This window comes from Paucidesulfovibrio gracilis DSM 16080, from assembly GCF_900167125.1.
GTDB classification, from domain to species: Bacteria; Desulfobacterota; Desulfovibrionia; order Desulfovibrionales; family Desulfovibrionaceae; genus Paucidesulfovibrio; species Paucidesulfovibrio gracilis.
The window spans coordinates 1-16,967 of record NZ_FUYC01000020.1 but is presented as its reverse complement, the minus strand read 5'-3'; the positions used below and the strand labels follow the sequence as shown (position 1 = coordinate 16,967).

Here is a 16,967-nt window from a genome sequence, read left to right as displayed (position 1 = left end):
AGTTGCGCATCGGATTCCTAATCCTGTGCGCGGGGAAAGTACGAAAATGGCGGCCCGGCTGAAAAAAATGGACCGCACCTTGCGGTACGGTCCAGGATGATCGGGATGGTTCAAAATCGGAGATCCGCATTCCCCGGAGCGGGGAGCGGCGCGGAACTCAGCGGCCCATATTGCGCAAGCGGATTTGAATGACCTTGGGGTTGGGATACGTGTCCGCTATGGACTCGAACAACTCCCTGGCCCGCTCATAATCCATTTCCTGCTCGTACACGTCGGCGAGCAGAAACACGGCCAGGGCGTGGGTTTCCTCGTCCGCCACGCCATCAGCCATAATCACTTCCAGCACTTCCTTGGCCTGGCCCCAGCTCTGCATAAAGCTGTAGGTCTGGGCCTCCTCGTACTGACAGCGGGCGCGGGTGGGTCCGTCCGGCGCCTGTTGCTCACATTGCTGCAACAGGGACAGGGCGTGGTCATAGTTACGCAGAACCCGGTGCACCGCAGCCATGCGCAGCATGGTTTCCACACGGCGTCCGGGATCCTCCCCGCCTAGCTCCAGACACTTTTCCCAGGTATCCAGCGCCTTGGTCCGGTCGCCGCGCTGTTCATACAACTCGGCCAGCTGGAACATGAGCTTCCAGGCTGCATCGGACTTTTCTCCATATTCCAGGATCATGGCCTCAAGCAACACAATGGAGCGGTCCAGATCCCCCTTGACGTTCAGGGAGATTTCCAAAAGCCGTTCCCAGGCTTCCAGCCGATGCGATCCCTTGGGATAGCGTTGCAGGTAGGACTCGTAGCCCTCCTTGGCTTCCACATAAAAGCCGTTCATGTACGCCTCGCGGACCTCCAGCAGATCGGTTTCCTCATCGGAACCGGATCCACCGCAGGCCGTGAGCGCTCCTGCCAGCATCGCCGCCATAAGCAGCGCGAATGCGAGACGCACCATGCAACGCATTTATTCTCCCTCGTCGATTCCCTTGTCGAGCACCAGATCAAAGCCGACAACGTGGCCGCCGTCCATCTGCACGAGGCGCACGCCCTGGGTGGCGCGTCCGCGGGTCTGGCTGATTTCGCCAACTCCCATGCGGATGATCTTGTTGCCCGAGGTGAGCAGCACCATTTCGTCGCCGTCGCCCACCAGAATCGCGCCCATAACGGGTCCGGTCTTGGCGGTGACGCGCATGTTGATGATGCCCTTCCCGCCGCGGCTCTGCAAGCGGTATTGCTCCAAATGCGTGCGTTTGCCGTATCCGCCCTCGGACACGGTGAGCAGATTGTCGCGGCCGTTGGCAGCGATGACAGCGGATACGACCTGATCCTTGTCGCGCAGGGCAATGCCCTTGACTCCGGCGGCCACGCGGCCCATGGGCCGGGCGTCCTGGATGTTGAAGCGGATGGAGATACCCTCAGCCGTGATCAACAGGCAGTCGGTTTCGTTGGGTACTTCCTTCACGGTCATCAGCTCGTCGCCCTCCTTGAGGGTCACGGCCTTGATGCCCGTGGAACGGCAGTTGCCGTACAGCTCCATGCTGGAACGCTTGATCATGCCCCGCTTGGTCACAAAGAGCAGGAAACGCTCCTTGTCGAATTCGCGGGTGGCCAGCGCCGCCGCCACATGCTCATCCTTAGCCAGAGGCACAAGGTTGGCGATATGCACGCCCTTGGCGTAGCGGCTGCCCTCAGGCACCTGGTGGACCTTGAGCTGGTACATGCGGCCCAGGTTGGTGAAGAGCAGCAGGGTCTGATGATTGGTGGTCAGCAGGAAGTTATGGACGAAATCGCCGTCCCCGGTCTGCACGCCGGCCACGCCCTTGCCGCCCCGTTTCTGGGATTGGTAGTTGGAAAGCGGCGTACGCTTCACGTAGCCCCGCTGGGACAGCGTGATGACCGTGTCGTCGTCCGCGATAAGATCCTCGATGTTGATGTCGTAGGGATCGTCCGTGAGCAGCACGCTCCGGCGCGGGGTGGTGTAGGTCTTGCGAATCTCGGTGAGTTCGTCGTCAATGACGCCGCGCAGCACATTGCTGTCCTCAAGAATACTTTTGAAGTATTTAATCTTTTCCAAAAGATCCTGATATTCGGCTTCCAGCTTGTCCCGCTCCAGACCGGTGAGGCGTTGCAGGCGCATGTCCAAAATGGCCTGGGTCTGCACGTCGGTGAGTCCGAAACGCTCCTTGAGTGCGGCCTTGGCCTCGTCCGGACTGGCGGAAGCGCGGATCAGCCGCACCACTTCGTCAATGTTGTCCACCGCGATCTTGAGGCCTTCCAGGATGTGGGCGCGCTTTTCGCTCTTATCCAGGTCGAACCGGGTCCGGCGGATGATAACCTCGCGCCGATGCTCCAGGAAGTAGGCCAGCACCTGCTTAAGGTTCAGGAGCATGGGCCGGTTGCCGGCCACGGCCATCATGTTGATGCCGAAGCTGGTTTCCAGGGGCGTGAACTTATACAGGGCGTTGACGATGATCTCGGCGATGGATCCGCGTTTCAGCTCCATGACAATGCGGATGCCGTTGCGGTCGGATTCGTCGCGCAGATCGGAAACGCCTTCGATTTTTTTCTCGTGTACGAGCTGGGCGATTTTTTCCACCAGGGTGGATTTGTTCACCGCATAGGGAATTTCCCGGATGATGATGGCTTCGCGGTTGCCCTTGAGCGGCTCCACATCCACCTTGCCCCGGATGCGGATGCTGCCGCGTCCCGTGGTGTAGGCGTCGCGCAGTCCCTGACCGCCGTAGACGGACGCGCCCGTGGGGAAGTCCGGTCCCTTGATCAGGCCCATCAGCTCTTCCACGGAGCACTCGGGGTTGCGGAGCAGGTGCAGGGTGCCGTCCACCAGTTCGCCCAGGTTGTGGGGCGGAATGTTGGTGGCCATGCCCACGGCGATGCCGGACGTGCCGTTGAGCAGCAGGTTCGGTACCTTGGTGGGCAGGACTTCCGGCTCCTGGAGGGTGTTGTCGTAGTTGGGGCGGAAATCCACGGTTTTTTTGTCGATGTCCGCCAGGAATTCCCCGCAGAGCCGCGCCATACGAACTTCGGTGTAACGCATGGCCGCGGCCGCGTCGCCGTCAATGGATCCGAAGTTACCCTGGCCGTCCACCAGGGGGTCGCGCATGGAAAAATCCTGGGCCATGCGCACCAGGGCGTCATACACGGCGGAATCACCATGGGGGTGATATTTACCGATGACGTCACCGACCACGCGGGCGGACTTTTTGTAGGCCCGGTTGTAGGTGTTGCCCAGGTCGTGCATGGCGTACAAAATGCGCCGGTGCACGGGTTTAAGCCCGTCGCGCACGTCCGGGATGGCGCGACCGATGATCACGCTCAAGGAGTACTCAAGATAACTTTTCTTGAGTTCTTCCTCGATGGTTATAAAATCGCTCATGTATCCTCCATTGGGTGGAATACGGGTCTGGCCCGCAGACGCGGCTCTCTCTGGCAAGAGAACAGCGTTCCCCCGATTAACAGACTATTGCAAATACCGTCCGCCGACTAGATATCCAGCTCGCGCACGGCCAGGGCGTTGCGTTCGATGAATTCCCGACGCGGCACCACGTTGTCTCCCATGAGATCCTGGAAGATGTCGTTGGCGGCTGTCAGCTCGTTCACCTGGACCTGAAGCATGGTTCGCTTGGTCGGGTCCATGGTGGTGGACCAGAGCTGTTCCGGGTTCATTTCACCCAGACCCTTGTAGCGCTGAATCTGGAAGCTGCGATGCGCCAGGTTCAGGATGGTTTCCAGGGTCTCGAACAGCCCGCTCACTTCGTGTTGTTCCTCGCCGCGACGCAATTCAAAGTCCGTTCCCCCGCACTCGTCCATAAGCTTGCGGTTGGCGTCGTAGGCATGGCGGTAGAGCTTGGAATTGAAAAATTCCATGGGCAGCCGGGTGCGGTGACCGTTCTTGTTTTCAAACACGATGAAGGCGCGGTCCTTTTCCGCTTCCTCCTCGCGCTCGCTCTCCAGGCGCACGGTGTATCCGCGTTCGCCCATGTCCGCGAAAAAGGCCTCAGGATCATTCTCTTCCTTCTCGAACCAACGGAAGGAAAGCCGGTTCACGCTGTCGAGCAGGTGGAGAAAGAGGTTTTCCTCAATGCCCATGTTCACGGCGTCCGCCACCTTGGAGCGCACGAAGCGGATCTGGTCCGCGAATTCCACAAGCTGTTCTCCGGCGTACTCGAACCCGCTGGGGGAATGCACGATAAGATCCTTGCTGATGCTGCCCAGAAGGAAGTCGTTCAGCTCGGTTTCGTCCTTGATGAACCGCTCGAACTTGCCCTTATGTACGCGGAAGAGCGGCGGCTGGGCGATGTAGAGGTGGCCGCGATCAATCAGCTCGGGATACTGCCGGAAAAAGAAGGTCAGCAGCAGGGTGCGGATGTGCGATCCATCCACATCGGCGTCAGTCATGATAACGATCTTGTGGTAGCGGAGCTTGTCGTAATCCTTTTGCTCCTCCTCGCCCACGCCGATACCCAGGGCCGTGATCATGGCCCGGATTTCCTTGTTGGAAAGCATTTTGTCAAAGCGGGTTTTTTCCACGTTCAGAATCTTGCCGCGCAAGGGCAAAATGGCCTGACACCGTGGATCGCGTCCCTGCTTGGCGGAGCCGCCCGCAGAATCACCCTCAACAATGAAGATTTCCGATTCCTCGGCTTTCTTGGTCTGGCAGTCGGCCAGCTTGCCGGGCAGGGCGTTGTCCGACAGGGCGCCCTTGCGTCGCACCAGATCGCGGGCCTTGCGCGCCGCGTCCCTGGCCCGGGCCGCATCAATGACCTTTTCCAGAATGGCCTTGATGTCCTTGGGGTTCTCCGCAAAAAACTGGGAAAGTTTTTCATAGACCAGTCCGGCCACAATGCCGCTCACCTCGGAGTTGCCCAGCTTGGTCTTGGTCTGCCCCTCGAACTGGGGCATGGGCAGCTTCACGCTGACCACGGCGGTGAGTCCCTCGCGCACATCCTCGCCCGAGACCTTGCGGGCCAGTTTTTTGGGCAGGTCCGCATTGGCGATGTAATTGTTCAGGGCGCGCGTCAGAGCGGTGCGGAAGCCGGCCAGGTGCGTGCCGCCCTCCACGGTGCGGATGTTGTTGGCAAAGGTGAGGACGTTTTCCTTGAATCCGGTGTTGTACTGCACGGCAAATTCCGTGAGCACGGAATCGGATTCGCCCTGGCCGTGGATCACATCGCTTACCGTGTTTTGCGAGGAATTGATGTCCTTGATGTAGGAGCGGATGCCCCCTTCAAAGAAAAATGACTCGGACTCGCCGCTCCGCTCGTCAATGAATTCGATGCGCAGGCCGGAGTTGAGGTAGGCCAGTTCCTGCAGGCGTTTGCGCAGGATGTTGTAGTCGAACTGGTTGACCTCGAAGATTTCCTCGTCGGGCCGGAAGCGGATGGCGGTGCCGGTGCTGGTGGACTCGCCGATTTCTTCCAGCGGGCTGGCCGGCACGCCCCGCTCGTACTTTTGGCGCCAGGTCTTGCCGTCGCGGCGCACCGTGGCCTCCATGAACTCGGACAGGGCGTTCACGCAGGAGACGCCCACGCCGTGCAGACCCCCGGAAACCTTGTACGAATCATTGTCGAATTTGCCGCCCGCGTGCAGCGTGGTCATGACCACTTCCAGGGCGGGGCGGTTTTCCTTGGGATGCATGTCCACGGGGATGCCGCGGCCGTTGTCCGTGACGGTCACGGAATTGTCCATGTGCAGCTGCACCTTTACGCGTGTGCAATAGCCGCCCATGGCCTCGTCAATGGAGTTGTCCACCACCTCGTACACAAGGTGATGCAGGCCGCGCCCGTCCGTGGACCCGATGTACATGGCCGGGCGTTTACGGACTGCGGAAAGCCCCTCAAGAATGGTGATGCTGTCGGCGGTATATCCGCCGTTCCTCTGTTCGGTCATTAAGCGTCTTCCTCGGTATAGTAGGTCTCTTCCTGGATCATCATGGGCATGAGGATGACCTGATAATCCGCGTCGTCCGGCCCGGTAATGCCGCAGGGCGCTTCACTGCCGGTGAGCACCATCTCCACGTTCTGCGAACCGAAGTGACTGAGAATTTCGATCAGGTTTTTCGTGGGGAACGCGATGCGCTCCATATCGCCGCTATATTGAGATTCCATGGACTCGGTGGCCGTGCCGGTCTCCTGGCCCTGGCTGTAGAGCACCACTTCCGAAGGCTGAAGCATGAGGTGGGTGCAGCGGTTGGAATCGGTATTGAAAATCGAGATGCGCTCCAGGGAGTTGATCATCTCGGCCCGGTCCACCTGCAGGCGGGACACGTTGTCCTCGCCCAACTTGGACAAGAAGTTATTGTAGTTCGGATACTGGTAATAGGAAAGGGGCAGGCTGAAGGTTTCCTGACCGTCGCCCGTGCGGAAAAACAACCGCTTTTCAGAGATGTTCAGTTCGATTTCATCCGCGGTGAGCCATTTTTTCAGCTCGGCCAGATATTTTTTCTGGATGAGCACACCCTCTTCCGGCAGCAGCTCAAAAATATCATCGTTCACGAATTTGATCATGGCGAACTGGTGACCGTTCAACCCGCAGACCTCAATGGCCTTGTCCCCGTTCTTGGCCCGGGCGAAGTAGATGCAGGCAATGGCCTCCATGGAATCCTCGTCGCTGATGCAATAGGCGATCTTGTCGATGATCTCATGCAGGAAATCCCCGGACCAGAACACGGTCCCCTCATCCGGGAAGGCGGAAAATTTCTGAAACCACTCCTCGTCGTTGACCGGGAGTTTGTATTTTCTGGCTCCCTGTTCCACGAGCACGTTCTGTTTGCCCTCGTCGGACTTGATGACCAGTTCCCCGGAAGGCAGCTTGCGTACCAGCTCGTAAAAGGCCCGCCCCTGCACTCCGGCAAGACCGGGTTCATCGATCTGGGCCGGATAGGATCCGCAGAATTCCAAATTGGAATCCGTGGACATGATATTGAGCCTTCCATCCTCGCATTTCAGCCAGATAGTCCGCAGGAACGCCGCCCCGGTTTTGGCTGGAATGATGTTGGCCGACTTCTGCAGGCCTTCGATGATTTCGTCTCTTTGTACTCTTAAGAACATAAAGAAGACTCCTTGTTCTTTTTATAAGGGCTGTCACTTGGTTCCTAACCACAATAACAGTCCGTATTTTTTACTTAATTTTTATACAATTCATGTTGCTCACAAGGAACGTCACGCACATGATCCAGCGTTGGTTCATTCCCGGCCATAAAGGAGACATTTTCTCTTCAGCTCTTTCAACAGGTTGTTCAGATCATTATCATCTTCCCGGAGTTGTTCCATTTTTTTGACGGAATACAGCACCGTGGAATGGTCTTTGCCGCCAAAGACACGGCCCAGGGCCGGGTACGAAACCGGCAGCAGTTTTTTGCACAGGTACATGGAAACCTGCCGGGCCTGGGCAATGTGCGCGTGGCGCTTTGCGCCTTTGATATCCGTGACGCTGACCCCGAAATGGTCGGCCACCAGGGTGATGATGTGCCCGGATTTGAGCGTTTCCGTGGTTTTTTCCTCAGTGTTGTTGAGGATGTGCTCAAAGTCCCGCTTGGAAAGATCCTTGCGTACCAGCTCGCGGAAGGCCACCAGCTTGATCAGGATACCCTGGAGGTAGCGGAAGTCCTTGAATCGCTGGGCCAGGGTCAGGATTTGTTCTTTGGAAAGTTGGAGTTTTTTCCGCTTGGCCTGCTCGCGGATGTAGTCGATGCGCACTTCCAGATCCGGCTGCTTGAGGCTGACCATCAGCCCCCATTCCAGCCGGGAAAGCAGCACCGGATCCAGATAGTCGTGGGCGGAAAGCTTGCCCTGGCAGCAAAAGACCATTTGTTTTTTGCGGTCATGGAAATGATTGAAAACAATGACCATTTCCTGCTGCATACCATCGTATTTCTGGATCTGGTGAAAATCGTCCACAAACAGGTAGTCAAACCCGAAAATATGGTTGCGCGCCCGGAACACATCGCCGCCAAAAGTGGTGCTGTAGAGGTTCTTCAGCTCGTCCATGGAGAGCAGCAGCACGCTGGATGGATCCGACTTTTTGCTGATCTCGTTGGCAATGGCGCGCATAAGGTGAGACTTGCCGGAACCGTTCTGCCCGCAGATGATGAAGGGGTTGAACAGGGTGCCGGTCTGCTTGGTGACCTCCCGCGCCGAGGCCAGAGGAAAGTAGTTTTTCCGGTTCACGAGAAAGGTGTCGAAGATGAATTTGGAGTCGAACGGAAAGCCCACGGCCTTGGTACTGGATTCCATGGTCCGCGAACCTTTGGCGCCGTTGCGCGGGGATTCATAGCGGATCGTGTATTCACCGTCCAAAAAGCCGTTCAGCTGCGCCTCGAATTTTTCCTGGATGGTTCCCTCGAACCAGCGCGCGAAAAAACCGTGTGGAAACACCACCACGGCACGGCGTTCCCCGGGCTGAATGGTCACTTGCAATGGGTCGAACCAGCGCTGAAGCTCCTCTTCGGAGCAGGTTTGCAGCAGGTGGTCGCGAAGGGCTTGTCTGTCGCTCAAGGCAGGATTCTTTTTGATTTAGTATGTTATTGGAATGCAAAACGAAAAAAAGGCCCGAACCACATCGTTTCGGGCCGCGCCGGAACGTATCATTATATAGCTCAAAAACCCGCCCAAGCCAAGGGCGGACCGGGCGCGTTCCGACCCATTCAGGAAAAAAATTGCGTTTGGGAGCGATTTGGGACACTATCGGAGTCTTTCCAAGCATTCGTTTCAACGGAGGTATCCGTGGCCACGCATCAGGTCAATAAAACCATTCAGGAAATCAACGAGCGCATCCGTAAGGGCAAGGCGGTGGTGCTCAATGCCGAGGAAATGACCGCGGAAGTCCGTCGTCTGGGCAAGGTCAAGGCAGCCAAGGAAGTGGACGTTGTCACCACCGGCACGTTCTCCACCATGTGCTCCTCGGGCATGCTCTTCAATATCGGGCAGGAACCGCCCGTGATGAAAGTTTCCGAGCTTTGGATGAATACGGTCCCGGCCTATAGCGGTTTGGCCGCTGTGGATGCCTTCCTGGGCGCTACAGAGCCTGCCGAGGATGACCCGCTCAACAAGGTCCACCCCGGCCGCTTCGTCTACGGCGGCGGACACGTCATCGAAGACCTTGTGCGCGGTAAGGCCGTACACCTCAAGGCACGCGCCTATGGTACGGATTGCTATCCGCGCCGTAAGCTCGATAAAGACGTGACCCTGGCCGATTTGCCCAATGCCTGGCTGATCAACCCGCGCAACTGCTACCAAAACTACAATTGCGCCGTGAACCTGACCAGCCGGACCATTTATACATACATGGGACCGCTCAAGCCCAAGTCGCGCAACGCCAACTTCGCCACCTCGGGCGCACTCTCGCCCCTGTTCAACGATCCGCTGTTCAAGACCATTGGCATGGGAACACGCATCTTCCTGGCCGGCGGCATCGGATACGTGATCGGCGCAGGCACACAGCATAATCCCAAACCGCCGCGCAATGAATACGGCATTCCGACCACTCCGGCCGGAACACTGATGGTCAAGGGCGATATGAAACAAATGAACGCCCGCTACCTGCGTGGCGTGTCCGTGGTGGGATACGGTTCCTCCCTCAATGTGGGCGTGGGAATCCCCATCCCCATCCTCAACGAGGAAATCGCCTGGCATACCGGCGTGTCCAACGCGGATATCCAAATGCCCGTGCGCGACTACGGATATGATTATCCCAATGGGGTGCCTCGCGTGCTCGGACACGTGACACTCGAAGAACTCATGTCCGGGGAAATTGTGGTGGATGGACGAAAAATTCCATCTATTCCAGTTACATCACACCCAATGTCCCTGGAAGTGGCCAATGAGCTGAAACGCTGGATCATGGATGGAAAATTCCTGCTCAGTCAGCCCGTGGACGAAATTGAGTGCTTTATTTAAAATACGATAGTATGTTGTGGCGTTCTTCCGGACGTCCGCACCAGGAGAACGAGAGAAAAAAGCATGCCTTCGGCGACCAGGAGGCCCGCGGCCCCCTGGACCCCCGTTTACCGGTCTCGCGCTTGCGCGCGGCCGGGGGCGTGGGCTGAGAGGACGTCCGGGGGTGGTCAGACGCAGCAGCGCGGCGGCGTGATCTCATGTTGCCGCGATTTCCGGGATGGCTCCGCCCTCCCAAAACTCGCGGCAACGGTGCGCCCCAAAGCAAAAGAACGGCTTCGGCCGTTCTTTTGCTTTGGGAGGGGGAAACAAATAGATCATGTAAGAAAGGGGGGGGCTACCCGCGACAGGCCGCAGGCCTGGAGCCGGTAAAAGTCTTTGGAAAGGGGGTCCAGGGGGAAGAACCTTTCTTCAGAAAGGTTTTCCCCCTGGTCGCCGAAGGCCGTTTTTCAGGACAATTTTCGTGCGGGAACGCCGACCCAGGTTTCGGAGTCTGGGACATCCCGGGTGGTTACGGCCCCGGCACCGACCACGGACCAGTTTCCCAGCCGCAGTTTGGGAATCAGGCTGGCACCGAGTCCTATCAGGGTGCCTTGTCCGACGTGTACGCCCTCGCCCAGGTTCACGCCCGGACCCACATGGCTGAATTCGTTCAGGGTACAGTTATGATCCACGATGGCTCCGGTATTTACGATGGCCCCGCGTTCCATGATGGTGCCGGGATTGATCACGGCTCCGGCGCAGACCACGCCCCCGGGCTTGACGGAAACGTCCGGCGCGAGCACGGCCGAGGGATGGATCGCATTGATCATGCGTTCGTCATCCAGTCGTTCGGTCATTTCCAGCCGTGCGCGGTTGTCGTCCAGGGCCACGATCACGGCTTCATGCCCGATGTGGTCGAGTTTGTTCACCGGGCCGAGCACTTTCAGTCCGAGCACGCTTGTGCCTTCGCGTTCGGGATCGTCATCCACGAAGCCGACCAGCTCCAGGTCGCGACCCTTGGTCCACATGTGAAAAAGAATATCGGCCACGACTTGACCGTGTCCCCCGGCGCCGATGATGACCACCTTCATTGCCTGTCCCCTTTGGTCATGATTCCAGGGCGATATGCACCGCCTCAACTACGTCCTGAATATCCGTGTCCGTAAGCTTGGCCGAAAGGGGCAGGCTTACGGTTTGCCGACCGATGCGCGTGGCGTGCGGCGTATCGTCGGGCCGCCAGCCGAATCGTTCTTGATAATATGGTTGTTCCGGCAAGCCGAGGTAATGCACGCCCACGCCGATATTTTCGGCGGTCATGCGTTGCAGGAAGCGGTCCCGGCTCACGCCGGTGCGCGCCTCATCCACAAGCACGGAATAGAGATGCAGGGCGTGGCGGGTATCGGTTTCCTGAGGAGCGGGCGTGGTCAGCGGCATGCCCGCAAAGGCGCGGTCATACGCGTTCCAGACCTGTTGCCGCCGCTCGTAGTAGCGTTCCACGCGGCTGAGCTGATGGATGCCGATGGCGGCCTGAATGTCCATCATGTTGTATTTGAAGCCGGCGGCCACCACCTGGTAGTGTTTATATCCCTCGTCCCCGAAGCGTTTCCAGGCGTCCGCGCTCATACCGTGCAGGCCGAGCACCTTGATGCGGTCCAGGTCTTCCTTGCGTCGGGCCAGGACCATGCCGCCTTCGCCGGTGACCACGTTTTTGGTCACGTAGAAGCTGAAGCAGCCGAAATCCCCGAACGTGCCGCAGGCACGGCCTTTGTAGGTGGATTCAATGGCATGGGCGCAATCTTCCACGATGCGCAGCCCGTATTCGTCGGCCAGGGCGAGCAGCGCGTCCATGTCGCAGGGGCGGCCCGCAAAGTGTACCGGCAGGATGGCCTTGGTGCGCGGTGTGATGCGTTGGCGCACGGCCTCGGGATCCAGGTTCATGGTCACGGGATCCACGTCCGCCAGCACGGGAACACCGCCCGCGTGGATGATGGCGTTGACCGTGGCGCAAAATGTCAGGGGGGTGGTGATGACCTCGTCGCCCGGTTCCAGGCCCAGGGCCACCAGGCTGAGGTGCAGCGCGGCTGTGCAGGAGTTGAAGGCCGCGGCGTGGTTGACTTGCTTATATGCGGCGAAATCGCGTTCGAACCGGGCTACTTTGGGACCGGTGCCGAGCCAGCCGCTGCGAAGGCTCCCGGCGACCTCCTCCACCTCGGCTTCCTCAATGCGCGGGGAGCCGAAGACAAGGAAGCGCTCTTTGGGTCGGACAGGCATGATTGTGCGTTCTCCAGGCTGTACCGAAAATCATGTAGTTATGGATCGCGTATTCGTCCCTGCGCACGGGCGTGTTCCTGGGTGTATTCCGGGAGGGAACGCCCTTTGTTGCCGGGCGGAAGAAAACGCGGTCCGTTGTTTTCCTGGCGTGGCTATACGCCGTTGCCCGCCGGTCGTCCAGGGTCAGTGGATGACCAGCACCGGGCAGGGCGCCACGTGCAGCACCTTGTGGGTCACGCTGCCCACCATCAGCCCTTCCAGATCGCTCTTGCCTTTGGATCCCATGATGATCAGGTCGCAGGATTCCGCCTTGGCCACGTCAAAGATCACTTCGGCCGTTGGTCCGCTCACGATGCGGCTTTCGTATTCCACGGCGGTTTCGGCGAGCATGTCCTCATAGGGTTGAAGAACATCCTGGGCCTCTTTGCGCAGACGATCCATGGCCTCATCGAAATTGGGCTTGCCCAGGGTCTGCGGCACGGCCTTGTGGACGTGCAGGAGTACCAGTCGGGCCTGTACCAATTCGCAAAATCCCAGAGCATAGTTCACGGCGCGGTCCGAGCAGGGGGAACCATCCACAGGTAACAGCAACGTCTTGATCTGCATTTCTTTTCTCCGTTGGTTGCTCGGATGCGCGGCCCATGTCCGGCAACGCCGGACGGACGGTCGCGTATCCGCAATTCGTAGCAATGCAATACCAGCAGGATGCATCCCGGGCAAGCGGACCAGGGGGAAAGTTGCCAGCCCGGACCGGATTGGAGTACAGGTCACGCATGGTCGAAAAAAGTTGCACTGGAACCGGTCCTGCCATGGTTCCGCATGGTTTTGCCGCTGGATGGCGTTATTTGCGGTTTTGGCTCGGGGTGGCCATGTTTTTGGCGGTCGCAGCATGTGCCAGGCCGATGCCGGATGCGGAAAATGCCTACCAGGGGCTGACCCTGCCGCAATATTTGGCCACGGTGCGCGATGCCCAGGCGTTTCGACTGAACCAACTGTATAAACCCTCGGTTCCGCTGCTGGAAACCGCCGACGGCACCGGTCGCTATGGCCCGGGATACCACCTTTTTTCCCATGGTCCAGCCACCCTGGATCTGGCGCCCCAGGTTTCGGATTTCCAGGGTTCGCGTTCCGCCCTGGCCCTTGGCACCCGGGACGGGCAGATCCGCGTGTACGGCGCGTTTTCCTGTGCGCGAACGGATCTTCCGGTTCCTGGTGCGGTGCGCAACATGGCCTGGCGGCCGGACTCCCCCTACCTGGCCGTGCAGGGCCAGGCCCGGGATGTGGTCTATGTCTACGACGTGCGCCGATGCGAGCGGACCGAGGAGTTGGCCGTGCCTGCGCCGGTGCAGACCATGGCCGTGTCTTCGGGAGGTCGTTTCCTGGCGCTGGCCGATGATGCGGGCCGGATCTGGTTCGGCTCGCCCAGCCAGGAGCCAAAGCCTCTGGCCGACCTCGGGGGAACCGTACTGGCCTTGGGATTTGGTCCAGAGGGCGGTATGCTCTTCAGTGTTTCGCCCCAGGGACGCATCACCCTGATCAACGCCCGGGAAAGCAATCCCGCTGCCCGGATCATGGATCGGTTCCAGGCCCGGGGCGGTCCTTTTGCCCAGGCCCGGTTTCAGGGCCGCTATCTGGTGTTGACCACGGCAGCGGGCCGCCGGTTCGCCTGGGATCTGCAAACCCGAACCCAGGTACCCTTCAGCCGGAAAATGGCGCAGTTTTTTTTAGATGACGGTGTCCTGCGCTACACCACCTGGGGCAATGTTCCGCATCTCGCGGAGTATGCCGGGTACCCGGAATTCGACGTGCGCCATTGCCCAAAGCGGCATTTGATCCGTGTGCGCGATCTGGACGGCATGGTGCGGCTGTACGACAGCCGAACCGGTCTTCTCAACCGTACCCTGGTGCCGGACGCGGGCGACGCGGCCGAACCGTGCGCCTCGGGATGGCAACGCGTCAGCGTCAATGCCAAGGGCAATTTCTGCCTTGAGGACAACTGCTACATGCTCACGGACCGGGCTTTTCAATGGGATCACGATATGCTGCTCTGCCGCAGTGTGCCGGGTGTGGGACGGTTTCTCTGGTGGATGCGCGCGGAGCAGCCCGACCAGTTCAGCCCCCTGCCGGATCATCTGCCCGAGCGCCGCACCATTCTTTCGGACGAAGCCGTGGAATGGGCACCTGTGTTGCCGCCGCCGGACTTTCCGTAGACCCGCCCCGCTTGCTTCCGCACGGGAAAACCGATAGCAAAAAGGGCAAACAAGTCCCGGCCACGGGCTGTGACAAGACGTAGCGCACAACGCGAAGAATGGTATAACTCCCTCCATTCCTTTGGGAATTTTTGGCAAAAACCAAGCAACGCGCTGTGCCGTGCCGTTGGGCAGCCGATGGACGCTTCCCCCGAAACCCGCAACACCCGATCCTGTCCGGGGTCCGCAAGCACTCGTAAGAAGGATATCACCATGGGCATTCCCTTCATTGATCTGAAATCCCAGTATGCACGCATTCAGGAAGAAGTGGACCAGAACATCCGCAACGTGCTGGAGCATGGACGCTATGTCATGGGTCCGGAAATCGCGGAATTTGAAAGCAAGGCCGCGGCCTTTGCCGGAACCCGCCACGCCCTTTCCTGCGGTTCGGGAACGGACGCGCTGCTTTTGGCGCTTATGGCTCTGAACATCGGCCCGGGGGATGCGGTGTTCACCTCGCCGTTCACCTTTATGGCCACAGCCGAAACCATCGTGCTCACCGGGGCCACGCCCGTGTTTGTGGACATTGATCCCGCGACCTATAACCTGGATCCGGCCCGGCTCGAAACCGCCATCCGGGATCTGCGCATCGCCCGGCCCGAGCTGACGCCCCGCGCCGTCATGCCCGTGGACATCTTTGGTCTGCCCGCGGACTACGATCGCATCCTGAAGATTGCCGAAACCAACGACCTGCGGGTCATTGTGGACGCGGCCCAATCCTTTGGCGCGGAATACAAGGGCGTCAAGACCGCCTCCCTGGGCGACATCGCCTGCACCTCCTTTTTCCCGGCCAAGCCCCTGGGCTGCTATGGCGACGGCGGCGCGTGCTTCACGGATTCCGATGAATTGCAGGATATCATGCAGTCCCTGCGGGTCCACGGCCAGGGAGAGGACAAATACGATAACGTACGCATCGGCCTGAACGCCCGCATGGACACCATCCAGGCCGCCGTGCTCCTGCCCAAGCTGGCCATTTTCCCCGAAGAAATTCAAGTCCGCCAGACCGTGGCCCGGCGCTACAATGAAAAGCTGGCCCAAAGCGGGTTGGTTCTGCCCCTGATTCCCGAGGACATGCTCTGCGTCTGGGCGCAATATTCGGTGCAGGCCAAGGATTCCGCCCACCGCGACGCCCTTCAGGCCCAATTGCGCCAGGCAGACGTGCCATCGGCCATCTATTACCCCACTCCCCTGCACCTTCAGACCGCCTATGCCGACCTGGGCTATAAGCGCGGCGACCTGCCCGTGAGTGAATCCGTGGGCGAGCGCATCTTTGCCCTGCCCATGTCGCCTTATCTGAGCGAGGCGGATCAGGACGCCGTGTGCACGGCCCTGCTGGGCTGATCAAACAGCGCGCCATGGCGCCGGAGCGTTCATTCCATGCGGTGGCGACGCTTTCCCCATCCTGAGACCAAACCACGCGGGCCACAAACGTGGCCCGTGTTTCTTCCCTTTGCGGGTTGCCCGCACCGCTGCGTGTTCTGCGGCCAGGACCGGCAAACCGGCCAGGGGGTCCGCCCCCTGGAACAAATGCATGCCGCATTACAGCGCGACCTGGAGCAGGAGGAGCAGCGCAGGCCGCGCCGCAGCCTGGAGCTGGCCCTGTTTGGCGGCACGTTCACGGCCCTGCCCGCCCCCTGGCCCGAACGGTTTTTGGAATTGGCTGCTCGGCATCGCGCCACGGGCCTGATCCGGCGGGTACGCTGCTCCACGCGGCCCGACACCGTTGCCCCGGACCGACTCGCCGCCCTGCGGGACATGGGGCTGGATGTGGTGGAATTGGGAATCCAGAGTTTCAACGACCAAGCGCTCCTGGCTTCGGGCCGGGGGTACACCGCGGCCCAGGCGCTGCAAGGCTGCCGCAACGTGCGCGAGGCCGGTTTGGACCTGGGCGTGCAGCTCATGCCCGGCTTGCCCGGCGACCTCCCAGGAATTTTCCAAAACGACGTGGAACAGACTGTTCGGCTCGCTCCGCAAGGCGTGCGGCTCTACCCGTGTGTGGTCATCGACAAAACCCCGCTGGCGCAAACTTGGCAAAAGGGAGGCTATCGCCCTTGGAGTCTGACCCGAACCCGTCAGGAACTGGCGCTGGCTTTGGGGGCGTTGTTTCGGGCCTGCATTCCGATACTGCGGGTGGGGCTGCATCCGGAGCCTGCGTTGTTGGACGCGCTGTTGGATGGACCGTGGCACCCGGCCCTGGGGCAGATGGTGCGCTCCCTGGCGCTGTTTGACCATGTGCGGACCATGGCTCTGCCGTTGGGCGATGGTCCCAAGCTGTTGCGGTATCCGCAACGGTTTTCCGGAGAAATCATGGGCCACCGCGCGGAATTGCGGCGTTGCTGGCAACGGGCGGGCGTAACCCTGCGCTCTTGGCGGGGGCGGGATTTTATTGTCTTCCACCCCTGACAGGCTGCCCCAAAGAGGCCATCTGCGGCGTTGCTGCGAAAACTGCAAATCCTCGCGTATTAGATATACGCGTCGGCCTTGCATTTTTCTTGCGCCTAGCATCTCACCTCTTTGGAGCAGCCTGTGGTGCAGTCGTTTTCATCGTTGACCGCAGGAAAAG

At 59.8% G+C, this 16,967-nt stretch carries 12 protein-coding genes; 4 read left to right on the top strand and 8 right to left on the bottom strand.

From position 1 onward, the window contains the following. Nucleotides 1–157: 157 nt before the first annotated feature. The 5 genes from B5D49_RS12830 to B5D49_RS12810 form a co-directional block, all read right to left on the bottom strand. Nucleotides 158–955: a tetratricopeptide repeat protein gene (locus B5D49_RS12830; RefSeq protein WP_078718112.1), complete on the bottom strand. Its 798-nt coding sequence runs from the start codon at nucleotides 953–955 to the stop codon at nucleotides 158–160. Next, entirely contained in the window at nucleotides 956–3,385 is a 2,430-nt protein-coding gene (gene gyrA / locus B5D49_RS12825) for a DNA gyrase subunit A (protein ID WP_078718111.1), read from the bottom strand. A gap of 107 nt (nucleotides 3,386–3,492) precedes the next feature. Beyond that, nucleotides 3,493–5,898: a DNA topoisomerase (ATP-hydrolyzing) subunit B gene (gyrB, locus tag B5D49_RS12820; RefSeq protein ID WP_078718110.1), complete on the bottom strand. Its 2,406-nt coding sequence runs from the start codon at nucleotides 5,896–5,898 to the stop codon at nucleotides 3,493–3,495. After that, nucleotides 5,898–7,058, bottom strand: a complete 1,161-nt coding sequence (dnaN, locus tag B5D49_RS12815) for a DNA polymerase III subunit beta (protein WP_078718108.1) — start codon at nucleotides 7,056–7,058, stop codon at nucleotides 5,898–5,900. The genes gyrB and dnaN overlap by 1 nt, the downstream gene beginning before the upstream one ends. Nucleotides 7,059–7,193: 135 nt before the next feature. Next, a complete protein-coding gene (locus tag B5D49_RS12810) occupies nucleotides 7,194–8,504 on the bottom strand; it encodes a DnaA ATPase domain-containing protein (protein WP_234990742.1) in 1,311 nt (436 codons plus the stop codon). A gap of 228 nt (nucleotides 8,505–8,732) precedes the next feature. Here B5D49_RS12810 and B5D49_RS12805 point away from each other — a divergent pair, with 228 nt between their 5' ends. Further along, nucleotides 8,733–9,905: a homocysteine biosynthesis protein gene (locus tag B5D49_RS12805; protein ID WP_078718107.1), complete on the top strand. Its 1,173-nt coding sequence runs from the start codon at nucleotides 8,733–8,735 to the stop codon at nucleotides 9,903–9,905. A 446-nt stretch (nucleotides 9,906–10,351) separates the two neighbouring features. Here the strand turns inward: B5D49_RS12805 and B5D49_RS12800 are convergent, their stop codons facing one another. The 3 genes from B5D49_RS12800 to B5D49_RS12790 all read right to left on the bottom strand — a co-directional run bounded on the left by B5D49_RS12800 (nucleotide 10,352) and on the right by B5D49_RS12790 (nucleotide 12,761). Next, a complete protein-coding gene (locus tag B5D49_RS12800; protein WP_078718106.1) occupies nucleotides 10,352–10,975 on the bottom strand; it encodes an acetyltransferase in 624 nt (207 codons plus the stop codon). Between the two features lie 16 nt (nucleotides 10,976–10,991). Further along, on the bottom strand, nucleotides 10,992–12,155 hold the full coding sequence (locus B5D49_RS12795; RefSeq protein ID WP_078718105.1) for a DegT/DnrJ/EryC1/StrS family aminotransferase: 1,164 nt from the start codon (nucleotides 12,153–12,155) through the stop codon (nucleotides 10,992–10,994). 183 nt (nucleotides 12,156–12,338) lie between these two features. After that, nucleotides 12,339–12,761, bottom strand: coding sequence for a universal stress protein (locus B5D49_RS12790; protein WP_078718104.1), 423 nt, complete (start codon nucleotides 12,759–12,761; stop codon nucleotides 12,339–12,341). A 167-nt stretch (nucleotides 12,762–12,928) separates the two neighbouring features. Here B5D49_RS12790 and B5D49_RS12785 point away from each other — a divergent pair, with 167 nt between their 5' ends. The 3 genes from B5D49_RS12785 (at nucleotide 12,929) to B5D49_RS12775 (ending at nucleotide 16,807) form a co-directional block, all read left to right on the top strand. Further along, a complete protein-coding gene (locus B5D49_RS12785; RefSeq protein WP_078718103.1) occupies nucleotides 12,929–14,365 on the top strand; it encodes a WD40 repeat domain-containing protein in 1,437 nt (478 codons plus the stop codon). A gap of 252 nt (nucleotides 14,366–14,617) precedes the next feature. Further along, nucleotides 14,618–15,745, top strand: coding sequence for a DegT/DnrJ/EryC1/StrS family aminotransferase (locus tag B5D49_RS12780; RefSeq protein ID WP_078718102.1), 1,128 nt, complete (start codon nucleotides 14,618–14,620; stop codon nucleotides 15,743–15,745). Between the two features lie 36 nt (nucleotides 15,746–15,781). Next, complete coding sequence (locus tag B5D49_RS12775) at nucleotides 15,782–16,807, top strand: elongator complex protein 3 (RefSeq protein WP_078718101.1); 1,026 nt, start codon at nucleotides 15,782–15,784, stop codon at nucleotides 16,805–16,807. Nucleotides 16,808–16,967 lie beyond the last annotated feature (160 nt).

Bases quoted from the DNA above. Each gene is read 5' to 3' on its own strand.
- B5D49_RS12830 (WP_078718112.1), bottom strand. From the start codon at position 955: ATGCGTTGCATGGTGCGTCTCGCATTCGCGCTGCTTATGGCGGCGATG.
- gyrA (WP_078718111.1), bottom strand. From the start codon at position 3,385: ATGAGCGATTTTATAACCATCGAGGAAGAACTCAAGAAAAGTTATCTT.
- gyrB (WP_078718110.1), bottom strand. From the start codon at position 5,898: ATGACCGAACAGAGGAACGGCGGATATACCGCCGACAGCATCACCATT.
- dnaN (WP_078718108.1), bottom strand. From the start codon at position 7,058: ATGTTCTTAAGAGTACAAAGAGACGAAATCATCGAAGGCCTGCAGAAG.
- B5D49_RS12800 (WP_078718106.1), bottom strand. From the start codon at position 10,975: ATGAAGGTGGTCATCATCGGCGCCGGGGGACACGGTCAAGTCGTGGCC.
- B5D49_RS12795 (WP_078718105.1), bottom strand. From the start codon at position 12,155: ATGCCTGTCCGACCCAAAGAGCGCTTCCTTGTCTTCGGCTCCCCGCGC.
- B5D49_RS12790 (WP_078718104.1), bottom strand. From the start codon at position 12,761: ATGCAGATCAAGACGTTGCTGTTACCTGTGGATGGTTCCCCCTGCTCG.
- B5D49_RS12785 (WP_078718103.1), top strand. From the start codon at position 12,929: ATGGTCGAAAAAAGTTGCACTGGAACCGGTCCTGCCATGGTTCCGCAT.
- B5D49_RS12780 (WP_078718102.1), top strand. From the start codon at position 14,618: ATGGGCATTCCCTTCATTGATCTGAAATCCCAGTATGCACGCATTCAG.
- B5D49_RS12775 (WP_078718101.1), top strand. From the start codon at position 15,782: ATGCGGTGGCGACGCTTTCCCCATCCTGAGACCAAACCACGCGGGCCA.